Source organism: Sinorhizobium sp. P24N7 (assembly GCF_042436655.1).
In the GTDB taxonomy this organism is placed as follows: Bacteria; Pseudomonadota; Alphaproteobacteria; order Rhizobiales; family Rhizobiaceae; genus Sinorhizobium; species Sinorhizobium meliloti_A.
Map to the genome: position 1 here is coordinate 194412 of NZ_JBHMIW010000013.1, position 17877 is coordinate 212288.

The 17877-nt window shown below is 62.2% G+C and carries 20 protein-coding genes; 9 read left to right on the plus strand and 11 right to left on the minus strand.

Annotated elements, in window-relative coordinates:
- The first annotated feature begins 126 nt into the window (after positions 1-126).
- Entirely contained in the window at positions 127-2187 is a 2061-nt protein-coding gene (parE, locus tag ACFHWW_RS22835) for a DNA topoisomerase IV subunit B (RefSeq protein ID WP_018097823.1), read from the plus strand.
- Positions 2188-2202: 15 nt separating this feature from the next.
- On the opposite strand, the gene ACFHWW_RS22840 is transcribed toward parE, so the two are convergent.
- A complete protein-coding gene (locus tag ACFHWW_RS22840) occupies positions 2203-2673 on the minus strand; it encodes a GNAT family N-acetyltransferase (RefSeq protein ID WP_379940954.1) in 471 nt (156 codons plus the stop codon).
- A 271-nt stretch (positions 2674-2944) separates the two neighbouring features.
- Between ACFHWW_RS22840 and ACFHWW_RS22845 the strand changes: the two genes are divergently transcribed.
- The gene (locus tag ACFHWW_RS22845; protein WP_379940956.1) at positions 2945-3376 is read left to right on the plus strand and encodes a hypothetical protein; all 432 of its coding nucleotides are present in this window, start codon (positions 2945-2947) and stop codon (positions 3374-3376) included.
- A 15-nt stretch (positions 3377-3391) separates the two neighbouring features.
- Here ACFHWW_RS22845 and ACFHWW_RS22850 read toward each other — a convergent pair whose 3' ends face one another.
- Complete coding sequence (locus tag ACFHWW_RS22850; protein WP_379940958.1) at positions 3392-4522, minus strand: DUF2336 domain-containing protein; 1131 nt, start codon at positions 4520-4522, stop codon at positions 3392-3394.
- Between the two features lie 72 nt (positions 4523-4594).
- Here ACFHWW_RS22850 and ACFHWW_RS22855 point away from each other — a divergent pair, with 72 nt between their 5' ends.
- The gene (locus ACFHWW_RS22855) at positions 4595-5314 is read left to right on the plus strand and encodes an aldolase/citrate lyase family protein (RefSeq protein WP_379940960.1); all 720 of its coding nucleotides are present in this window, start codon (positions 4595-4597) and stop codon (positions 5312-5314) included.
- A 45-nt stretch (positions 5315-5359) separates the two neighbouring features.
- Here ACFHWW_RS22855 and ACFHWW_RS22860 read toward each other — a convergent pair whose 3' ends face one another.
- Positions 5360-5962: a flavin reductase family protein gene (locus ACFHWW_RS22860; protein ID WP_275598046.1), complete on the minus strand. Its 603-nt coding sequence runs from the start codon at positions 5960-5962 to the stop codon at positions 5360-5362.
- A complete protein-coding gene (locus tag ACFHWW_RS22865; RefSeq protein ID WP_379940962.1) occupies positions 5962-6546 on the minus strand; it encodes a nitroreductase in 585 nt (194 codons plus the stop codon). The genes ACFHWW_RS22860 and ACFHWW_RS22865 overlap by 1 nt, the downstream gene beginning before the upstream one ends.
- A gap of 100 nt (positions 6547-6646) precedes the next feature.
- On the opposite strand from ACFHWW_RS22865, the gene ACFHWW_RS22870 reads away from it, so the two are divergent.
- Positions 6647-7642 carry a hypothetical protein gene (locus ACFHWW_RS22870; RefSeq protein WP_379940964.1) on the plus strand — a complete coding sequence of 332 codons (996 nt, stop codon included), beginning with the start codon at positions 6647-6649 and terminating at the stop codon, positions 7640-7642.
- Positions 7643-7834: 192 nt separating this feature from the next.
- Here the strand turns inward: ACFHWW_RS22870 and thrS are convergent, their stop codons facing one another.
- The 5 genes from thrS to ACFHWW_RS22895 all read right to left on the minus strand — a co-directional run bounded on the left by thrS (position 7835) and on the right by ACFHWW_RS22895 (position 11725).
- Positions 7835-9817: a threonine--tRNA ligase gene (gene thrS, locus ACFHWW_RS22875; protein WP_324763288.1), complete on the minus strand. Its 1983-nt coding sequence runs from the start codon at positions 9815-9817 to the stop codon at positions 7835-7837.
- Between the two features lie 113 nt (positions 9818-9930).
- Positions 9931-10470 carry a DUF1697 domain-containing protein gene (locus ACFHWW_RS22880; protein WP_379940967.1) on the minus strand — a complete coding sequence of 180 codons (540 nt, stop codon included), beginning with the start codon at positions 10468-10470 and terminating at the stop codon, positions 9931-9933.
- Positions 10471-10475: 5 nt separating this feature from the next.
- Entirely contained in the window at positions 10476-10904 is a 429-nt protein-coding gene (locus tag ACFHWW_RS22885; protein ID WP_379940969.1) for a DUF2267 domain-containing protein, read from the minus strand.
- Positions 10901-11275, minus strand: coding sequence for a membrane protein insertion efficiency factor YidD (yidD, locus tag ACFHWW_RS22890; RefSeq protein ID WP_018097834.1), 375 nt, complete (start codon positions 11273-11275; stop codon positions 10901-10903). The genes ACFHWW_RS22885 and yidD overlap by 4 nt, the downstream gene beginning before the upstream one ends.
- A 3-nt stretch (positions 11276-11278) precedes the next feature.
- Complete coding sequence (locus ACFHWW_RS22895) at positions 11279-11725, minus strand: iron-sulfur cluster assembly scaffold protein (protein ID WP_379940971.1); 447 nt, start codon at positions 11723-11725, stop codon at positions 11279-11281.
- A gap of 338 nt (positions 11726-12063) precedes the next feature.
- On the opposite strand from ACFHWW_RS22895, the gene folE reads away from it, so the two are divergent.
- The 3 genes from folE to ACFHWW_RS22910 all read left to right on the plus strand — a co-directional run bounded on the left by folE (position 12064) and on the right by ACFHWW_RS22910 (position 14528).
- Positions 12064-12678 carry a GTP cyclohydrolase I FolE gene (gene folE / locus ACFHWW_RS22900; protein WP_379940973.1) on the plus strand — a complete coding sequence of 205 codons (615 nt, stop codon included), beginning with the start codon at positions 12064-12066 and terminating at the stop codon, positions 12676-12678.
- A gap of 101 nt (positions 12679-12779) precedes the next feature.
- The gene (gene hisI, locus ACFHWW_RS22905; RefSeq protein WP_379940975.1) at positions 12780-13232 is read left to right on the plus strand and encodes a phosphoribosyl-AMP cyclohydrolase; all 453 of its coding nucleotides are present in this window, start codon (positions 12780-12782) and stop codon (positions 13230-13232) included.
- A 330-nt stretch (positions 13233-13562) separates the two neighbouring features.
- Positions 13563-14528, plus strand: coding sequence for a patatin-like phospholipase family protein (locus ACFHWW_RS22910; RefSeq protein ID WP_018097837.1), 966 nt, complete (start codon positions 13563-13565; stop codon positions 14526-14528).
- A 159-nt stretch (positions 14529-14687) separates the two neighbouring features.
- Here the strand turns inward: ACFHWW_RS22910 and ACFHWW_RS22915 are convergent, their stop codons facing one another.
- Together ACFHWW_RS22915 and ACFHWW_RS22920 are read right to left on the minus strand one after the other, a co-directional pair.
- On the minus strand, positions 14688-15116 hold the full coding sequence (locus ACFHWW_RS22915) for a CBS domain-containing protein (protein WP_018097838.1): 429 nt from the start codon (positions 15114-15116) through the stop codon (positions 14688-14690).
- Between the two features lie 387 nt (positions 15117-15503).
- On the minus strand, positions 15504-16244 hold the full coding sequence (locus tag ACFHWW_RS22920) for a rhomboid family intramembrane serine protease (protein ID WP_324763283.1): 741 nt from the start codon (positions 16242-16244) through the stop codon (positions 15504-15506).
- 360 nt (positions 16245-16604) lie between these two features.
- On the opposite strand from ACFHWW_RS22920, the gene ACFHWW_RS22925 reads away from it, so the two are divergent.
- Both ACFHWW_RS22925 and ACFHWW_RS22930 read left to right on the plus strand, forming a co-directional pair.
- Positions 16605-17186 carry a PAS domain-containing protein gene (locus ACFHWW_RS22925; RefSeq protein ID WP_379940978.1) on the plus strand — a complete coding sequence of 194 codons (582 nt, stop codon included), beginning with the start codon at positions 16605-16607 and terminating at the stop codon, positions 17184-17186.
- Between the two features lie 67 nt (positions 17187-17253).
- Positions 17254-17862: a PilZ domain-containing protein gene (locus tag ACFHWW_RS22930; protein WP_018097840.1), complete on the plus strand. Its 609-nt coding sequence runs from the start codon at positions 17254-17256 to the stop codon at positions 17860-17862.
- Positions 17863-17877 lie beyond the last annotated feature (15 nt).

Genomic DNA, 17877 nt, shown 5'->3' on the forward strand with positions numbered 1-17877 from the left:
CTTTTGTTCGCTCTTCCGGCGAGACTCTGGCAGAATTCCGGTGATTCGCGCGACAAAGGATGGCGGCCGCGCCGCGGTCTTGCTATGGCCTAGCCGACACTTAGACAGGAACGATCTGAACGCTTCATGGACGACAGCAGCGACCTTTTTTCCGCTATGCCCCAACAGCCGAAGCCGGCGGATGCCGCGCCACGCAAGCCCGCGGCCCCCGTCGCCGGTAACGAAGCGCCGCGCCCCGCACCCAAGACGAGCGACGGCAGCGACTACGACGCTTCGGCAATCGAGGTGCTGGAAGGTCTGGAGCCGGTCCGGCGCCGTCCAGGCATGTATATCGGCGGGACGGACGAAAAGGCGCTGCATCATCTGTTCGCCGAAGTCATCGACAACTCGATGGACGAGGCGGTCGCGGGGCACGCCAACTTCATCGATGTGAGCCTGGACGCCGACGGCTACCTGACGGTGACCGACAACGGCCGCGGCATCCCGGTGGAGAACCACCCGAAATTTCCCGGCAAGTCGACGCTCGAAGTGGTGATGACGGTGCTGCATGCGGGCGGCAAGTTCGACGGCAAGGCCTATGAGACTTCCGGCGGCCTGCACGGCGTCGGCGTTTCCGTGGTCAACGCACTGTCGGACGACCTTGAAGTCGAGGTTGCACGCAACCGGCGGCTCTATCGCCAGCGCTTCTCCCGCGGCATCGCGCAGGGCGGCCTCGAAGACCTGGGTGACGTACACAACCGGCGCGGCACCAGGGTCCGCTTCCACCCCGACCCGCAGATCTTCGGACCGCATGCCCGCTTCGAGCCGGCGCGGCTTTTCCGAATGGCCCGCTCCAAGGCCTATCTCTTCGGCGGCGTCGAAATCCGCTGGTCCTGCGATCCGGCGCTCCTGCCGGAAGGTTCGGAAATCCCGGACAGGGCCGTGTTTCATTTTCCCGGCGGCCTCAAGGACTATCTGGCCGCCACGCTCGGCAAGGAATTCACCGTCACCCGCGAGATTTTTGCCGGCAAATCGGAAAAGTCCGGCGGCCACGGTTCGCTCGAATGGGCGGTCACCTGGTATGGTGGCGACCAGCAGATCCATTCCTACTGCAACACCATCCCGACACCCGAAGGGGGAACGCACGAGGCGGGCCTGCGCATTGCGCTGACGAAGGGGCTCAAGAACTACGCCGAGCTCACCCAGAACAAGCGCGCTGCGATCGTCACCACCGACGATGTCATGATCTCCGCGGCAGGCATGCTCTCGGTCTTCATTCGCGAGCCGGAATTCGTCGGTCAGACGAAGGACAAGCTGGCAACGGTGGAGGCGCAGCGGATCGTCGAAAACGCGCTTCGCGATCCTTTCGACCATTACCTCGCCGACAATCCGGCAGAGGCGGCCAAGCTTCTCGACTGGGTGGTGGAGCGCGCCGAAGAGCGCGTACGGCGGCGCAAGGAAAAGGAAGTCAGCCGCAAGACGGCGGTCCGCAAGCTGCGCCTGCCGGGCAAGCTCGCGGACTGCGCCCAGAATACGGCGGAAGGTGCCGAACTCTTCATCGTCGAAGGGGACTCGGCCGGCGGATCGGCCAAACAGGCGCGCAACCGCGCCAACCAGGCGATCCTGCCGCTGCGCGGCAAGATTCTCAACGTCGCCAGCGCCGGCCGGGAGAAGCTCGGTGCCAATCAGCAGATCGGCGATCTCGTCCAGGCGCTCGGCTGCGGCACGCGCTCGAAGTATCGCGAAGAGGACCTGCGCTACGAGCGCATCATCATCATGACCGACGCCGACGTCGACGGTGCGCACATCGCATCTCTTCTGATCACCTTCTTCTACCAGGAAATGCCGGAGCTCATCCGCGGCGGCCATCTCTATCTCGCCGTGCCGCCGCTCTATCGCCTGAGCCAGGGTTCCAAGACGCTTTATGCCCGCGACGACGCGCATCGCGAAGAGTTGATGCGGACGGAGTTCAATGGCCGTGGCAAAGTCGAACTCGGGCGATTCAAAGGCCTCGGCGAGATGCTGCCCGCGCAGCTCAAGGAAACCACGATGGACCCGGCCAAGCGGACGCTCCTCAAGGTCGAAATCGACGATGTCGACTTCGAGGGTACCCGCGATGCCGTCGACAGCCTGATGGGAACGAAAGCCGAGGCCCGCTTCCGTTTCATCCAGGAGCGCGCCGTTTTTGCGGACAACCTGGATATCTGAAACGCGTGATCGCCCTCACGGCTCCTGCCGAACCGGTTTTTCCATGAACAGGCTCAGCGGATCCGGCAGATAGGTGCCGAAGGGCGGGCGCTCCACGTAGCCGGATGCCCTGTACAGGCTGATCGCTTCCGGCTGATGGATGCCGGTCTCAAGACGGATCGCCGTCAGACCGAGCTTTGCCGCTTTGGCTTCAAGGGCCGATACGAGCAGCTTGCCAATCTTCAGCCCCCTCGCCTCCGGGTCGATGAACATCCGCTTGATCTCGGCCGTACCGTCGCCTGCTTCGACGAGGCCACAGCAGCCGACGATTTCGCCGTCACGTCGAGCGACGAAAAAGGATACGGCCGGCTGCTCCAACTGAGACAGATCGACCAGATGATTGCTTTCGGCCGGATAGAGCGATGCCGCATAGGCGTCGGACAATTCGAGCAGGCGGATGACGGCCGGCTGGCGCGGCGACTCTTCGGCGATGGTTACGGCGGTCATTTCAGTCTCTCCCCATGCACGATCGTAAGCTGGATGTGAGCTTCCAAAGGAATCCATTCGGTCCCGCGCCGGAAGCGCCCGGTTCCAACGCTCTAACGCCGAAGGACGCCGGGACCAATACGCCAAACGACGCAAGTTCGCAGCTATCACAATCAATCCGCGTGACGGTGAGAAACAATTTGTTTCGGGGCTCGCCGGCTTTGCCCTTCTTTGGAGAGAATCGGACGGCCATAAACAGGGACTCGCCATCATCTGAACGGAAAACGTGACCATGAAAGCCGCCCTGATCGTCATGACCATTCTCGGTTGCGACGACAACGTGACCCAATGCCATTACATCTCGACCGTGAACGGCGACTGGCCGTCGATCGTGCAGTGCGACGCGGAATCGCAAAAGGAACTGCCGCGGTTCTCCGACAGGAACTACCCGGTCGTGGTGGCCGTGTGCGAGAGCTCAGGGCCGGGCATGACGGCGGAAACCGAGCCGGTTCCGGAGATGAATGCAACGCTTCCGACCCAGCCGGGCGTGCAGCAAAACACACCCCCAGCGGCGGAAGGCGGAGAACCAACCTTGCCGAGGCGCGCTTTGGCATTGATCAGCGGCGCGGTACCCGACCGGGAGAAGCTGAAGGCGATCGTCAGCGCACCGGTCCACTACGTCGAAGACGGCTATTCGTGGGTGGCGCGCCGATTCGGCAATTGAGGTAATCAAGTCCTCTTACGCGGCCTGGCGGGATAGCGACGCGTAGTTGCGCGCCCTCTGCCGCTGCTCGGCAAAAGCCAGCCGCTCCGCCAGTTCGGCGACGACGTGATATGCGCCGCGGCTTCGGCGGCGAAGGCGATCCGAAAGTCTGGCGGCCACGGAGGGGGAGACTCCATCGTGATCCGCATCTGCCTCGCATTGGCAGAACAATACGGCCTCCGAAAACACTCCGCTTACTTCAGGCCCAAGACCCGCAGTTTCGAGGAGAGCCCTGATCGAGTGGAACCGCCCGCCCGAAAGGATCGATCGGACGCGCTTTTCCGGGACTCCGGACAGATCCACGATCGCCGCGGAAAAAAACTCCGTCCTGCCGCTGCAAAGCGCCGTCAACAGCAGAGCCGGCGTCAGGCGGCCGGCTTTGCGGAGACCGGCAACCATCCGCTGCAATTCCTCCCTCGCGGAGGCCGAGGAAAGCGTCAGCGCTGCCGCATCGCAAGACTCCCGCACGACACGCTGCGCCCGCCCCTCGCCCACGACGGCGCGTACCAGGTCGGAGGCCGCAAGCGCCGCGCCGACTTTTTCGGCGAGGATCTGGCGCGCGTCGCTCGGCAGATCATGACGCTCGAGCAACAGGCCGCGGGCGGCCACGCTATCGCCGAGACGGTCGGCTATTCGCCGCAACGAGCCCGGAGACAGTCCGGCCCCCGGGTTTTCCAACAGAATGAGCACCTCTTCCTCGCCGCCAATCTCGGCGATCGCAGCCGCAACCGCGCATGAGACGGCGCTGCGGGAGGCGATCATCGCCCGCATCTCCGCGCCGCCCTCCGCCGTCATGTCGACAAGATCGTCGTCGTTCAAGACGGGAGAGCGGGAAATGGTGATGTAGGCGATCTCGGGCTGATCCTGCGCAAGCACCTTGATGATCGAGCGCGGTACAATCGGGCAATCGGCCAGCGCCTCCGCGAGAGATCGACGCACCTTGGGCGAAGGATCGTCGAGGAGAAAGGTCATGGCCATTTCGGCCGCCTGCCGATCGATGCCGTTCACAGCGGCTTCAGCATAGGCGCGACCAAGCGCACTGGCAGCACTGGCACGTTCGCTGGCTTTCGCCGTTTCCACCCAGCGAAGAAATGCTTGTATGATCACCTATGCCCCACTAGTCACCCGAGCAGCCCCATGCTCGAAACCTAGCGGGCAAAGGTTTAAGATTGGTTCACCATGTCTGTTAACGGCGCGATAACCACCCTACCGCTCCTGTATCTGCCGGCCGACGAACCGCCGCCTCCGAAGCAGATCCTGACCGCCGTTCAAGCGGTCGTGGTGACCGGCGGCCAAATTGGCCGGCCACTCTCGGACCTGCCTCGGCAGGATGCAGGCTGCCTGTTGCTCGCCCGAATCGGGACGAGCGGCGATCCCGGCGAAGACGAGCTTGCCGCTTTGATCGGCAACGGCTTCGATGGCATCGTTCTGTCCGGATGCCGCGGCCCCGCAGACATTCAGCGGCTCGATGTGCTGCTCAGGGTCGCCGAGGCGGCGGCCAGCAAGGCCGAGGGCCGAACGGTGATTCTTGCCGAATACGCGACGACGCCGGAAAGCGTCCTGTCGCCGCATTCGCTGGCGGGTGCATCACCGCGCCTCTCGGCACTGATATTCGATGCCTCGGCCCTGGCGGAAGCGTGTGGTTGCAGGCGCGTCACCGAAACCGGCGATGTGCCGGCCGTCGTCCGGGCCGGCCGCGCGGCGGCGGTCCTGAGAGCTCACGAGGCCCGCATCGCGGCCTACGACATGCTGCCGGTCGACGCCGATGATGAGGCGGCCGTGCGACGCCTGTGGAAAAGCAGCATAGAGAATGGCTTTTCCAGCGTTGCCATCCGCTCGCCGCAACAGATCGGTCTTCTTGCCGCTGCAGGTGTCGCGCCCCAAGCCCAGACGGGATGAATCGATGGACGACGGTCTCAGGTCGATCACCTGAACCATCGTGATCTAGCGGACAGGCCGGATCATTTCGAAGACGTCGCCGCCATCGCAATAGTCCATGTAGCCGAGCCGGGCGAGCGGCTTCACGGTCGCCATATCGAACCGCCCGTCGCGAATGGCCTCCTCGCGGATGTGAATGCCGACCACTGCGCCGATGACGACATAGCTGTCGGAAGCCACGCCGTCGACGCCCTTGGGACGAAAGATATCCGTCATCCGGCATTCGAGCGCCGCGAACGCCTCTCCCACGAAGGGAGCCTTCACGAGCGTTCCGTCGACGGGGGTCAGCCCTGCAATCTCGAACTCGCTTTCACCATGCGGGGCAGCCACCGAGGTAAGATTGACCGCCTCGCTCAGGTTGCGGCTGGCAAAGCTCGCGGTGAAATCCCCGGTCGCCTCGATATTGCGTACCGAATCCTTGTAGCCGCTCGAGGCGAACATCACGAGCTTCGGCCGGTCGCTGATGGCGTTGAAAAAGGAATAGGGGGCGAGATTCAGCGCCCCATCGGCCGCGCGGGTGCCGATCCAGCCGATCGGTCTCGGCGACACGATCGCCTTGAAGGGATCGTGCGGCAGGCCGTGTCCGTTTCCGGCGGTATCGTAGAACATCAGTCACTCTCCCCGACCCAGGTGACGATCTCCTCGAGTTCGGGCCTGGGGCGCTCCGTCGGCGGCACCGTTGCAGTGCCGATGTGAATGAAGCCCGCAATCTTCTCGCCCGGCGCCACGCCCAGCAGCGGATAGGCCCGTTCCTCGAAGGCATACCACTCGGTCAGCCAGTTCGAGGCGTAACCGAGCGCATTTGCGGCCATCAGCAGATTGAGGCAGACGGCACCAGCCGACATCTGCTGCTCCCATTCCGGAATCTTGAAATGCGGCGCCGCCTTGCTGACCACGGCGACCACGACGGGCGCGCGCGTCAGCCGCGCCTCCTCGACCTTGATCATCTCTTCCGGCATGTCCGGCCTGGCGGCAAGCGCCATTTTCTTCAGTTCGGCGCTGATGCGCGCCCTCTCCTCGCCCCGATAGACAATGAAGCGCCACGGCGCCAATTTGCCATGATCCGGCACGCGCGAGGCGAGCTTCAGCATCTCCGCGACTTCCGCCTTGCTGGGTCCTGGCTCACCCATCTGAAAGGCCGGGATGGACCTGCGGGAGGCAAGATAGTCGACAAGCTTTATTTCGGTTTTCATATCGAGCGAATTCCACTAGTTTGCGGCCGGATCGGCAGCCACGAAAATGCCATACCGGCGTCCCAAGTGGAGTCACCCAGTCAAGAAGTCAACTGCTCTCATGCGTCTCCGTCATCGTATTTTCCTGAGAACCGTTCTGGCGATCACACTCGCCGGGACCGGTGCGGGACGCGCGCTTGCGGAGGATGCCACTGACGCCTTCAAGAGCTTTCCCTCGATCTCCGGCACGCACAAGATGCCGAAGCTTACCGGTTTCAGCCCGCTCATCACCGATCCGATGCAGGGCGGCCAACTGAAGGACGTGAAGCTCGAGGCGCTGCTGACGGATAATGGAAAGCCGGTCCAATCGGGCCTTACCTGGCGGGTCTTCAGCCCCATTCCGGGAAGCGACGGAAAGCTGCCGCTGCTCGCGACCTCCGAGGGCGGCTCCACCGCTTTCAATCTCGTGCCCGGCGAATATTTCGTCAATGTCGCCTTTGGCCGGGCGGGCGCGACCCGCAAGATTCGTGTGCCCGAAGACGGCCCGCTCGACAAACAGGTGCTCGTGCTCGACGCCGGGGGCGTCATGCTGAACGCCGTCTCCGGCAGCGATGTCCGCATCCCGCCGAACGAACTCAGCTTTTCGATCTTCTCTTCCGACGTGAGGGAGGATGGCGAGCGCGGCCTCGTGGTCGCCGACGTGAAGCCCGGTACGGTGGTTCAGCTCAATGCCGACACCTACCACGTCGTGTCGAACTACGGATCGGTGAATGCCGTCATCCGTGCCGACATCCAGATCGAAGCCGGCAAGCTGACCGAAGCGACGATCCAGCACCGCGCCGCGAAGCTGACCCTGAAACTCGTCTCGGAAGCCGGCGGCGAAGCCATTGCGGATACCGCCTGGTCGATTCTCACCTCCTCCGGCGACGTCGTCAGCGAGAGCGTCGGCGCCTTCCCGACCCTCGTCCTTGCCGAGGGCAGCTACACGGCGGTGGCGCGCAACAAGGACAAGATCTACCAGCGCGACTTCGCCGTGAAGGCCGGTGTCAACACTGATGTTGAAGTGCTGCTCAACGGCAGCGGCGAAGCCGACGAGGCCGCGGACGCGCAGGACTGAAGACGTAACCCCACCCGGCCCCTCAACCGCCTGCCGGTACCTTCACCCATCAAAATGGGAGTAGGTGGCGGCCGCCGGATGAGCGGCAGCCGCGCGACAAGAGCCTCACAACAGTGCGCACGGAATCCCACAGTTTCAGTTGCGGGCGTGCGCTCGAGCGTCTTGAAACGACGCACTTGCGCACGAAAACCGTTACACACTTCTCCTGGAATTGCTCCTGCGCTTTAGGTCCGGTGCCATGGCTTCGGCGGAAAGCGAAGCGACCGCCTCGTCCAGCGACATTGGCGTCTGCGCCTGAGAGCCCAAGCGACGGATGTTGACCGACCGCTCCTCCGCTTCGCGCTTGCCGCAGACGACGATCACCGGAACCTTCGTCACCGAATGCTCGCGGACCTTGTAGTTGATCTTCTCGTTGCGGAAATCGGTCTCGACCGTCAGCCCCGCATCACGCAAGCGTTCGGCGACTTCGCGGCCGTAATCGTCCGCTTCCGACGTGATGGTTGCGACCACCACCTGCAGCGGCGATATCCACAGCGGCATGTGGCCGGCATAGTTCTCCAGCAGAATGCCGAGAAAACGCTCCATCGAACCGCAGATGGCGCGATGGATCATCACCGGCTGGCGCTTCTCGGATTCGCTGTCGATGTAAAAGGCGCCGAAGCGCTCCGGCAGGTTGAAGTCGACCTGCGTTGTTCCGCACTGCCATTCGCGGCCAATCGCGTCCTTCAGCGTATACTCGAACTTCGGGCCGTAGAAGGCGCCCTCGCCCGGCAGGATGCCGGTCTTGATGCGGCCTTCGGACTGCGCCTCGATGGTCTGCAAGACTTCCGTCATCACGGCTTCGGCGCGATCCCAAAGCTCATCCGAGCCCACGCGCTTTTCCGGCCGCGTCGACAGCTTCACGACGATCTCCTTAAAGCCGAAGTCCTCATAGACGGAAAGGATCAGGTCGTTGATCTTCAGGCATTCGGCCGCCATCTGCTCGTCGGTGCAGAAGATGTGCGCATCGTCCTGCGTGAAGCCGCGGACGCGCATGAGACCGTGCAGCGCGCCGGAGGGTTCATAACGGTGGACTGCGCCGAATTCCGCCAGCCGAACAGGAAGTTCGCGGTAAGACTTCAGACCGTGCTTGAAGATCTGAATGTGTCCGGGGCAATTCATCGGCTTCAGCGCGAAGACGCGGTCATCGTCCGTATCGTCGCCGGCGACAGTCACCTTGAACATGTTGTCGCGATACCAGCCCCAGTGACCGGAGGTCTCCCACAGCGACTTGTCGAGAACCTGGGGAGCATTGACCTCCTGGTAATCGCCTTCGAGCCGGCGGCGCATATAGGCGACCAGACTCTGAAATATCCGCCAGCCCTTTCCATGCCAGAAGACCACGCCGGGCCCTTCCTCCTGGAAGTGGAAGAGGTCCATCTCGCGGCCGAGCCGGCGATGGTCGCGCTTCTCGGCTTCGGCCAGCACGTGCAGATACTGATCCAGCTCCTCCTGCGTGTGCCACGCAGTGCCGTAGATGCGCGTCAGCATCGGATTGTTGCTGTCGCCGCGCCAATAGGCGCCCGCCACCTTCATCAGCTTGAACGCCGTACCGATCTGGCCTGTCGAGGCCATGTGCGGCCCGCGGCAGAGATCGAACCAGTCGCCCTGGTAATAGATCTTCAGGTCCTGCCCCTCGGGAATGGCGTCGACGAGTTCCACCTTGTAATTCTCGCCCTTGGCGGCAAAGACCTCCTTGGCCTTTTCGCGCGACCAGACCTCCTTGGTGAAGGGCCTGTTGCGGGCGATGATCTCCCGCATCTTCTTCTCAATGACGGGCAGGTCGTCCGGCGTGAAGGGCTCGTTCTTGGCGAAGTCGTAATAGAAGCCGTTGTCGATGACCGGACCGATGGTCACCTGCGTTCCCGGCCACAACTCCTGCACGGCTTCCGCCATGACATGGGCCGCGTCGTGGCGGATGAGCTCGAGCGCGCGCTTGTCGTCGCGCGTGACGATCTCGATCCTACCTTCCGTCACGGCATCCGAGAGATCGCGCAGTTCGCCGCTGATGGCGATCGCGACGGCCTTCTTGGCGAGAGACTTCGAGATCGATTCCGCGACATCGCGACCGGTCGTGCCGGCGGCGAATTCTCGAACGGAGCCATCAGGAAATGTAAGGGAAACAGAATGCGACATCATGATCTCCTATCCAGTCCCGCCAACGAATGCGGGTGGTATGGTTTGCCGGCCGGGCCGGTTCGCGGGCCTGATAAAGCTTTTTCACCGTGGAGTAAAGGCGCGGCGGCCGCTCAACCGGCAACCATTCCACGCAGTCGCCTCACGGTGTTCCAGTTGCGCACCGTCCCGATGCCGAGCCGTTTGGTCGTTAGCGCCCCGAGCAACTTCGATTCGCTCGCCCTGCCGGCAAAATCGACCCAGAGATCGCCGTCGACGATGGCCACGCGCTCGCCCCTGGAACAATGGCCGAGCAGTTTTTCCCGCATGTCGGCTTCGAGAGGAGAGCGCATCACCCGCACGTGGACGCTCGCAGGATCCCTTTCGCTTTCCACGAGAAAAGGGTTGCCTGCCGCAAGTCTCGACCAGTCCTCCGCGGAACGAACGATGATATCGACGTGACGGCCGAAGGTCTTCTCGAAAGTCCTTTCGAGTTCGGCCTCCAATTCCGCGAGCGGCTTTTCTGGCGACTCGAACAGAAGATTGCCCGTGGCGACGAGCGTGCGCGGCGCCCTGTAGCCGAGCGCTTCGGCCATCGCCTTCAAGTCGGCCATAACGACGCGCCGGCCGTCGGCGAGAACGATGCTGTGCAGCAAGGCGACGTAAGCCTTCATTCGCCTCAAGCCCGCCAGAAATCGACAGCGCCCGCGGGTAGGCGCGCGAGCACGCGATCGAACAGCGTTTCGTCTACATTGCGCCGCAACGCCGCGGCTACATCTGCGATCGCCGTTTCCGGAGAGACGTTGTGATTGCCTCGGAAGGCCTGCACCTCGCGCGTCATCGCCCGGCGTTCGCAGAAGGGCACGGTCGGCTCCTCCAGGTCCCAGTCGCCGACGAAGATCGCTCGAAGGACCGGCGGTAGCGCCTTGGCGAAAAGCAGGGCGCCGGAAATATCGAGGCGACGGCGGAAAGTGTAAAGCACCGCCTGCACCATGGTATAGGCCTGATTGGTTGTCTGAAGAGCCGCGATATCGCGTGCGTCGACGATGAACCGGTCGAAATCCGCAGAGGCCTGCCGGTACTCCATCGGAATGGTCACGGCTCTCATGCGTCCTTTCGGCGTAATTGCCAGTAGCGCCATGGCGTGTACCAGCGCTGGCGCGGTGCGAGGCTTTCCGGCACCGGATCGAATCCGTGGGTTCCGCCCGGGCCGCAGCGGATGACCCGGAACAAGGTCAGCCACCCGCCGGCCCAGAGGCCGTATCGGGCGATCGCCTCGAAGCCGTACTCCGAACAGGTCGGCAAGTGCCGGCAGGAATTGCCGATGAAACTCGACAGCGTCAGTTGATAGGCGCGGATCAGGGTGACGCCGACGAGGCGCCCCGGCGTCTTGCGGAACGGCCCGGACCAATTCCGCCCTCCGGCGGCACCGGCATCGCCACGGGTGAATGCATGATCGGCATGGGGCTGAGGGCACATGGCTCAGACGGCCGAGGCGAGGCGCCTCGCCTCGATCTGACCGATGGCATCGACGACGGCATCGAAAGTCAGCATCGTCGAGGCATGACGCGCCTTGTAGTCCTTGACCGGCTTCAGAAAGCGCATGTCTTCGAAGCGATCCGATGGCCCCTCCCCATCGGCCTTCAGCATGGCCAGCATGTCCTCGCGGGCCTGCCGGATCTCGTCCGCATGGGCACCCACGACATGGCGCGCCATGATGGATGAGGACGCCTGGCCGAGCGCACAGGCCTTGACGTCATGGGCGAAGTCGATGACGACGTCGCCGTCCATCTTCAGCCAGATTCTCACCTTCGAGCCGCAAAGCTTGGAATGCGCGGCGGCTTCGGCGTCGGCGTCGGTCAACATTCCGAGGCGCGGAATATTCCCTGCGAATTCGAGAATTCTGCTGTTGTAAATGTCGTCTATCATTTAGGAATCCGGTGGATTTTTCGCGGTTTCGGGCGTTCGGCGCATGATTTTCCCCAGGCGGCGGGAAAAAAGCAAGGCGTGGCGCATTCGGGCTCTTTTATCCATGTGGCACCATACTATATGCTATGTCGTGTTGGGGTGACAGTTCCGCAAGGGGATCAAATGTCGCCTGTTGTTTGGGAAACCGTGCCGGACGGTCCAGTGCACTGCTAAGCCGAGACCCGAAAGCCCCGGAGCCCGCCAACGGAACCCAAGCCTGCAGGGTTAGGCGTATGGCCAATGGCGAGTTGTCCGAAAAGATAAAACGTCAGCAATTTCGTATTGCTTGAAGGGGCCATATGGACGCCATAGTGAAGAATTTTCCTGTGCTCGACGACACAGGTCGTCCGACGCAGAAGGAAGCCGAAGAAGCCGTTCGCGTCTTGTTGCGCTGGGCAGGTGAAGATCCGGCACGAGAAGGCCTGAAGGACACGCCTTCGCGCGTCGCCAAGGCGTATCGGGAAATTTTCGGCGGCTACGATCTCGCGGCTGAAGACGTGCTCGGGCGAACCTTCGAGGAAGTCTCCGGCTACGACGATATCGTGCTGGAAAAGGACATCCCGTTCTATTCGCATTGCGAGCACCACATGGTACCGATCATCGGCAAGGCTCATATCGCCTATCTGCCGAACGGCCGCGTGCTCGGTCTTTCCAAGATCGCCCGGGTCGTCGATATCTACGCCCGTCGTCTGCAGACACAGGAAGCGATGACGGCGCAGATCGCCAAGGCCATCGACGAGACCCTCATGCCCCGGGGCGTGGCGGTGATGATCGAGGCCGAGCATCTGTGCATGGCGATGCGCGGCATCAAGAAGCAGGGCGCGACGACGCTGACGACCACCTTCACCGGTGCGTTCAAGAGCGAGCCGGCCGAACAGGTCCGTTTCATGACGATGCTCCGGGGCTTCAAGTAAGCTCCGCCACCGCATGCTGAAAAGCATGCAGCAACCCCCAAGTGCTACAGCGACCTTGCGCGTCTGACCGAGACGCGCGGCGCTGTAGTGGAGCTCGGACTATGACGCTCACATTTGCATCCCCTCCGCAGGACAAGGCCGAACTGGAAAGCGGCCCGGCCTTCACCCCGCGTTTCGACGAGAAGGGTCTGATCACGGTCGTCGTCACCGATGCCCGCGACGGCGAATTGCTGATGGTTGCGCACATGAATGCCGAAGCGCTGTCCCTCACGCTCGAAACCGGAATCGCGCATTACTACAGCCGCTCACGCGAACGCCTGTGGAAGAAGGGCGAAAGCTCCGGCAATTTGCAGACCGTCCGGGAAATACGAACCGATTGCGACCAGGACGCCGTCTGGCTGAAAGTTTCGGTGGCTGGCCACGATGCGACCTGCCATACCGGGCGCCGCTCGTGCTTCTATCGGACGGTCGGCGTCACTGATGGCGAAGCAAAAGTGGCGATCACCGACGACAACAGGCATTTCGATCCGGCGCAGATTTACGCCGGCAACTGAGCATCTGCATTTTCCTGGTTCACCTGGGTGATATATTCATCTTTTGGCAACCAAACGGGCATCTAATCATTAATCTTGTAAGTGGTTCCCGCGGTAACGGCGGAGTACCAAAATGTGTTGCAGGCTGTATCCAATGTTTATCGGGCGGGCCGCATTTGTAGCCGGTTCAGTGCTATATCTCGATTATGGTGTCAGACTTTCAGCGACCAAACGTGAAGCCGGCACCGGCATGTTTCGATGGCCGAATCGCTTCGGTTCCAGGAATATGCGGTAGTAGGGCTGCAGGGCCGTGTCGGAAGCTAATCTATTCGGCGGTGTCGGAGGTGCCGGATGCTGAACTGGACATTCACGCGTAACAGTCAGATCGCCGATCTTTCCGGCGCGAACGGGTCATCGATCACGACCACTCCTCCAGAACCACCCATTTCCCAGTCCGTGAAACCCAGGATCGCGCTGGCGCTCGGCGGCGGTGCTGCGCGAGGTTGGGCCCATATCGGTGTCCTGAAAGCCCTCGACGAGGAGGGCATCGAAGTCGGAATGATTGCGGGCACATCGATCGGCGCGCTGGTCGGCGGCTGTTATCTCGCCGGCAAGCTCGATGAATTGGAGGCTTTCGCCCGCTCGCTTACCGTGCGCCGTATTGCCGGCTTGCTCGATTTCGCGATCGGCGGCGGTGGCCTCTTTGGCGGTCTGCGGCTCACCAAGCGGATGCAGGAACATCTGCAGAACCTCAGTATCGAGGATCTCGACCGGCCCTTCGTGGCCGTCGCCACGGAAGTCTACAGCGGCCACGAGGTCTGGATCGAGAAAGGATCCCTGATTACCGCCATTCGCGCATCCTACGCCTTGCCTGGCATCTTCGAGCCCGTCAACGCCAACGGCCGGACGCTCATCGACGGCGCGCTGGTCAACCCCGTTCCCGTTTCGGTCTGCCGCGCACATGAGCAATTGCACGTCGTCGCCGTCAACCTGAACTACGACGTCTACGGCCGCTCGGCGGTCGTCAAGCACAGCGCCGGCATGGAAACGCCCGACGCGCCGGCGACGGAGACGAACCGTTTTTCGGCACGGCTCGGCATGACCAGTGTGATGGTCCAGGCCTTCAACATCATTCAGGACCGCATTTCGCGCGCCCGGCTGGCTGGCGATCCGCCGGATCTGTCGCTCCATCCGAAGCTGAACGATATCGGACTTTCGGAATTCCACCGCGCCGGCGAAGCGATCGAGCGCGGTTATCAGGAAGCCAAGATCAAGCTTTCGGAAATCCGGCGCATGCAGGAACCGCTGCCTCGTTGAAAGGCCGGGAGAACTTGCGGATCGGCCCAAGTGTTCCAAGGCCCGTTGAGATCCGGACACCCGGCGCCGCTTGTTTGATTTCTCCATTCCTGTGCTTGTCACAGGAGTCGAGTGGCGCACGGTCAGCCGTCACAAACTCAAAATGAATCTCAACAGGCCTTAGCCGGAGATATAGGCCTTGATCTGTTCGGCCTCGTTCTCGATGGCGCGGATGTGATATTTCACCACGTCTCCAATCGAAATAATGCCGGCCAGCCGGCCTTCCCGCTCCACGGGTAGATGACGCGCGCGAAATTTACTCATCATCTCCATCAGCGCGTCGACAGACATTTCTTCGCGACAGCAATAGACGTTCTGCCACATGACGGAAGAAACCGGCTTGTCGAGGCAGGCGGCACCATATCGGGCAATCGAGGCGACGATGTCGCGCTCCGTCATGATGCCCACGATATGCTCTTCCGGATCGACGACGACAACGGCTCCGATATGATTTTCATGCAGTAAAGTCGCGACCTGCTGCACCGTCACCTGCGCCGTGACCGTGACGACGTTGCTGCCTTTTTCGTTGAGAATCGCTTTCACCGACATGCGCACATCTCCCGTTGCGACAAAACCGGGCCGACGGGAAGAGTTTCCGTCCGTGCCGGTCACTGCACTTTCCTCCGGTGGAAGGAAGTCCGCGATGACAGTGCAAATGGCCGCAGGAAACCCGTACCCATTCCGGCGCCTGCGCAGCCCCTTGGCACTCCTCGAGCACAAAGCTACGCCGGCACCCGGCCTTTTCCGCGGTCGCCTCGAGCAATTCGGCGGCCGTGATGAATGGTGCTCCAGCGACTTCAGGAAATCAAGGCTTCTGCAGAAAGCCGTCCGCCTCTGCGGCGAAATCAGTCATCACGAAAAATTCCGCGGTTGACACAATCGATCGTCGCACCCTCGCCCGAAGCCGGTGGAAGCTTCTTTCCGGCTGGCAGTGCCTCACCTTTCCTGCCTTCGGGGATCGAAGAATGCGAACAGAAGGAAGCCGAAGAGGAAACCGCCGATATGCGCCTCCCAGGCCACGCTTCCCGCCCCTCCGATCGACAGAATGCCAAAGCCCACCAGCAAATTTGTCAGGAACCATATCCCGGTGAAGACGAGCACGGACCGGTTGGTGAGCGTCTCCGCAAACGACAGCCGCCGATTGAGATGGGCAAACTGGCGGCTGATGCGACCGCTCGGGGAAAATACGAACCGGGCCGCCGCCCCCATCAAGCCTGACACGACGCCCGAAGCCCCGATCACCACCGCCATCTCGCCCCAATGGAAGATGATATGCAAGCCGACGGCGGCAGCCGCCGACAGGCACCAGAACAAGGCGAGCCTGGCCATCCCGATCCGTCTGACGACGGGTGCGCCGAACGCGACCATCCAGAAGACATTGAAGATGAGATGCTCCCAACTGCCGTGCAGGAAGGAATAGGTCACCGGCGTCCAGAGCCAGACCAGCCCCTGCTCACCGAGCGGCAGCGTGTAGCGCACCGGCAGAAAGGCAAAGTTGAGGATCAGCTCCTGGTCGATCTCGGCCGGCAGAACATAGGTCCTCAAGACATGGACCGCGATCAGGAACAAAAGGATGCCGGTCAGCCCCGGCGGAAGATTGAAGGCGGGCTCGCGACTGCGGACGCCGGTACTTTCGACATCGGTTTCCGGTGATGTTGCCGCCTGATCCCGTTCCATCGCTGCCTCTTCCCTTCGGTCGCTGCGGTTGCGCTCAGACGGCGGCGAACCGCCCACAGCAGCGCGCAAGGGATAAGCAAACAAAAAAACGCCGTCCAGTGAAAACTGAACGGCGTCACGCGCCGTTCCGCGCGTATCAGTCGACGTGCTGAAGGCAATCCTTCGTGAAGTGCTGCCGAATGAAATGGCAGCCGCCGGCGTCGAGCGCAATCGAAACCGGCCGTTAACCTTAATTTCGCGCTGGCACGAAAATCGCTCCATGCACTCAAGGAATACCCAATAGGCCGCCGGCTATCCCGATCCGGGACGGTCTGCGCCGCAACAACGACCGATCGGGCAAAAATGCGCAGCAGAACGACAATGGAACTGTTTCAATACTGGAACGAAGTTCGCGGCGACCGCGATCTCCCGCGCCGTGACGAAATCCAGCCCGCCGATATTCGTTCACTCCTGCCCAACATCTTCATCCTCCAGGCAGAGGCGGACGGCGGAATACACTTTCGTCTCGCGGGCACCCACATCTGCGGCCTGTTCGGCGACGAACTCCGCCACCGTCAATTCTCCGCCTTGTGGCTCGGCGGACAGCAGGAGGAGGCTGCCGGTATCGCCGTTGAGGTCGTGAAGCGATGCACGCCGATGCTTCTGACCGCGTCCGGCGCAACCGCAACCGGAGATCGGCTGGACGTGGAAGTTCTGCTCACCCCCCTCGCCTCTCCCGACGGTACGGGCGACCGCATACTCGGCGCGCTGTCGCCGCTGTCCCGTCCGATATGGCTGCACATGAAGCCATTGCAGCACCTTGTCCTCGACAGCCGGTGTGCCGCATTCCCCGCGTCTGAATGCTCCACTGCCGGTCTGACCGCCAGCCGCATCGATGCCTGCGATCGCCCCTTCCGCGTGACGCAGCACCTGCGGGTCTTCGAGGGTGGAAGACGAAACTGAGCGAACCTTCTGTTAATCGGTGCGGTCTATACTTTCGGCTGCAAACTATATCCATCATAGAGTGATCATGTTCTCCTTCCAGCATGCGCAGAACAGCGCCCCGAAACCACATCAGGAAAGTGCGTTTCAGCGCGTTTCCGTTAATCTTTCGGGACGACTGATGCTTGCCAGTCACGAGGAGTATGACTGTACCGCCTTGGAGATGTCGCCGGGCGATGTTCTCTTAACCTCCCCCGCGCGTCCGCGCGGCGGGGAGCGTATCATTGCCTATGTCGACCATGTAGGTCGCCTCGAAGGTACCGTGTCACGCGTCGCGGACGATACGTTCGTGATTCAGCTCAACGCCACGGAGCGCAAGCGCGAGAAGCTTGCGGCACAGCTGACCTGGATCGCCAACAAACACGAACTCGGTCTGCCGGAAGACCGGCGCCATGACCGGCTTGCGCCCCGCAAGACATTGACGGAACTCACCGTCGATACCGGCGAGAGATACAGCTGTCGGATCATCGACCTCTCGCTTTCCGGCGCGGCGGTCGACATCGACACACGGCCCGCCGTAGGATCGCCGGTCAGGCTGGGCAATATGAAGGGCAGGATCGTCCGTCATTTCCAGGAAGGCGTCGCCATCGAATTCTCCGGGATACAGTCCCGCGAGGCACTGACCGAGTTTCTGTAAGCGCACCCGACGTAG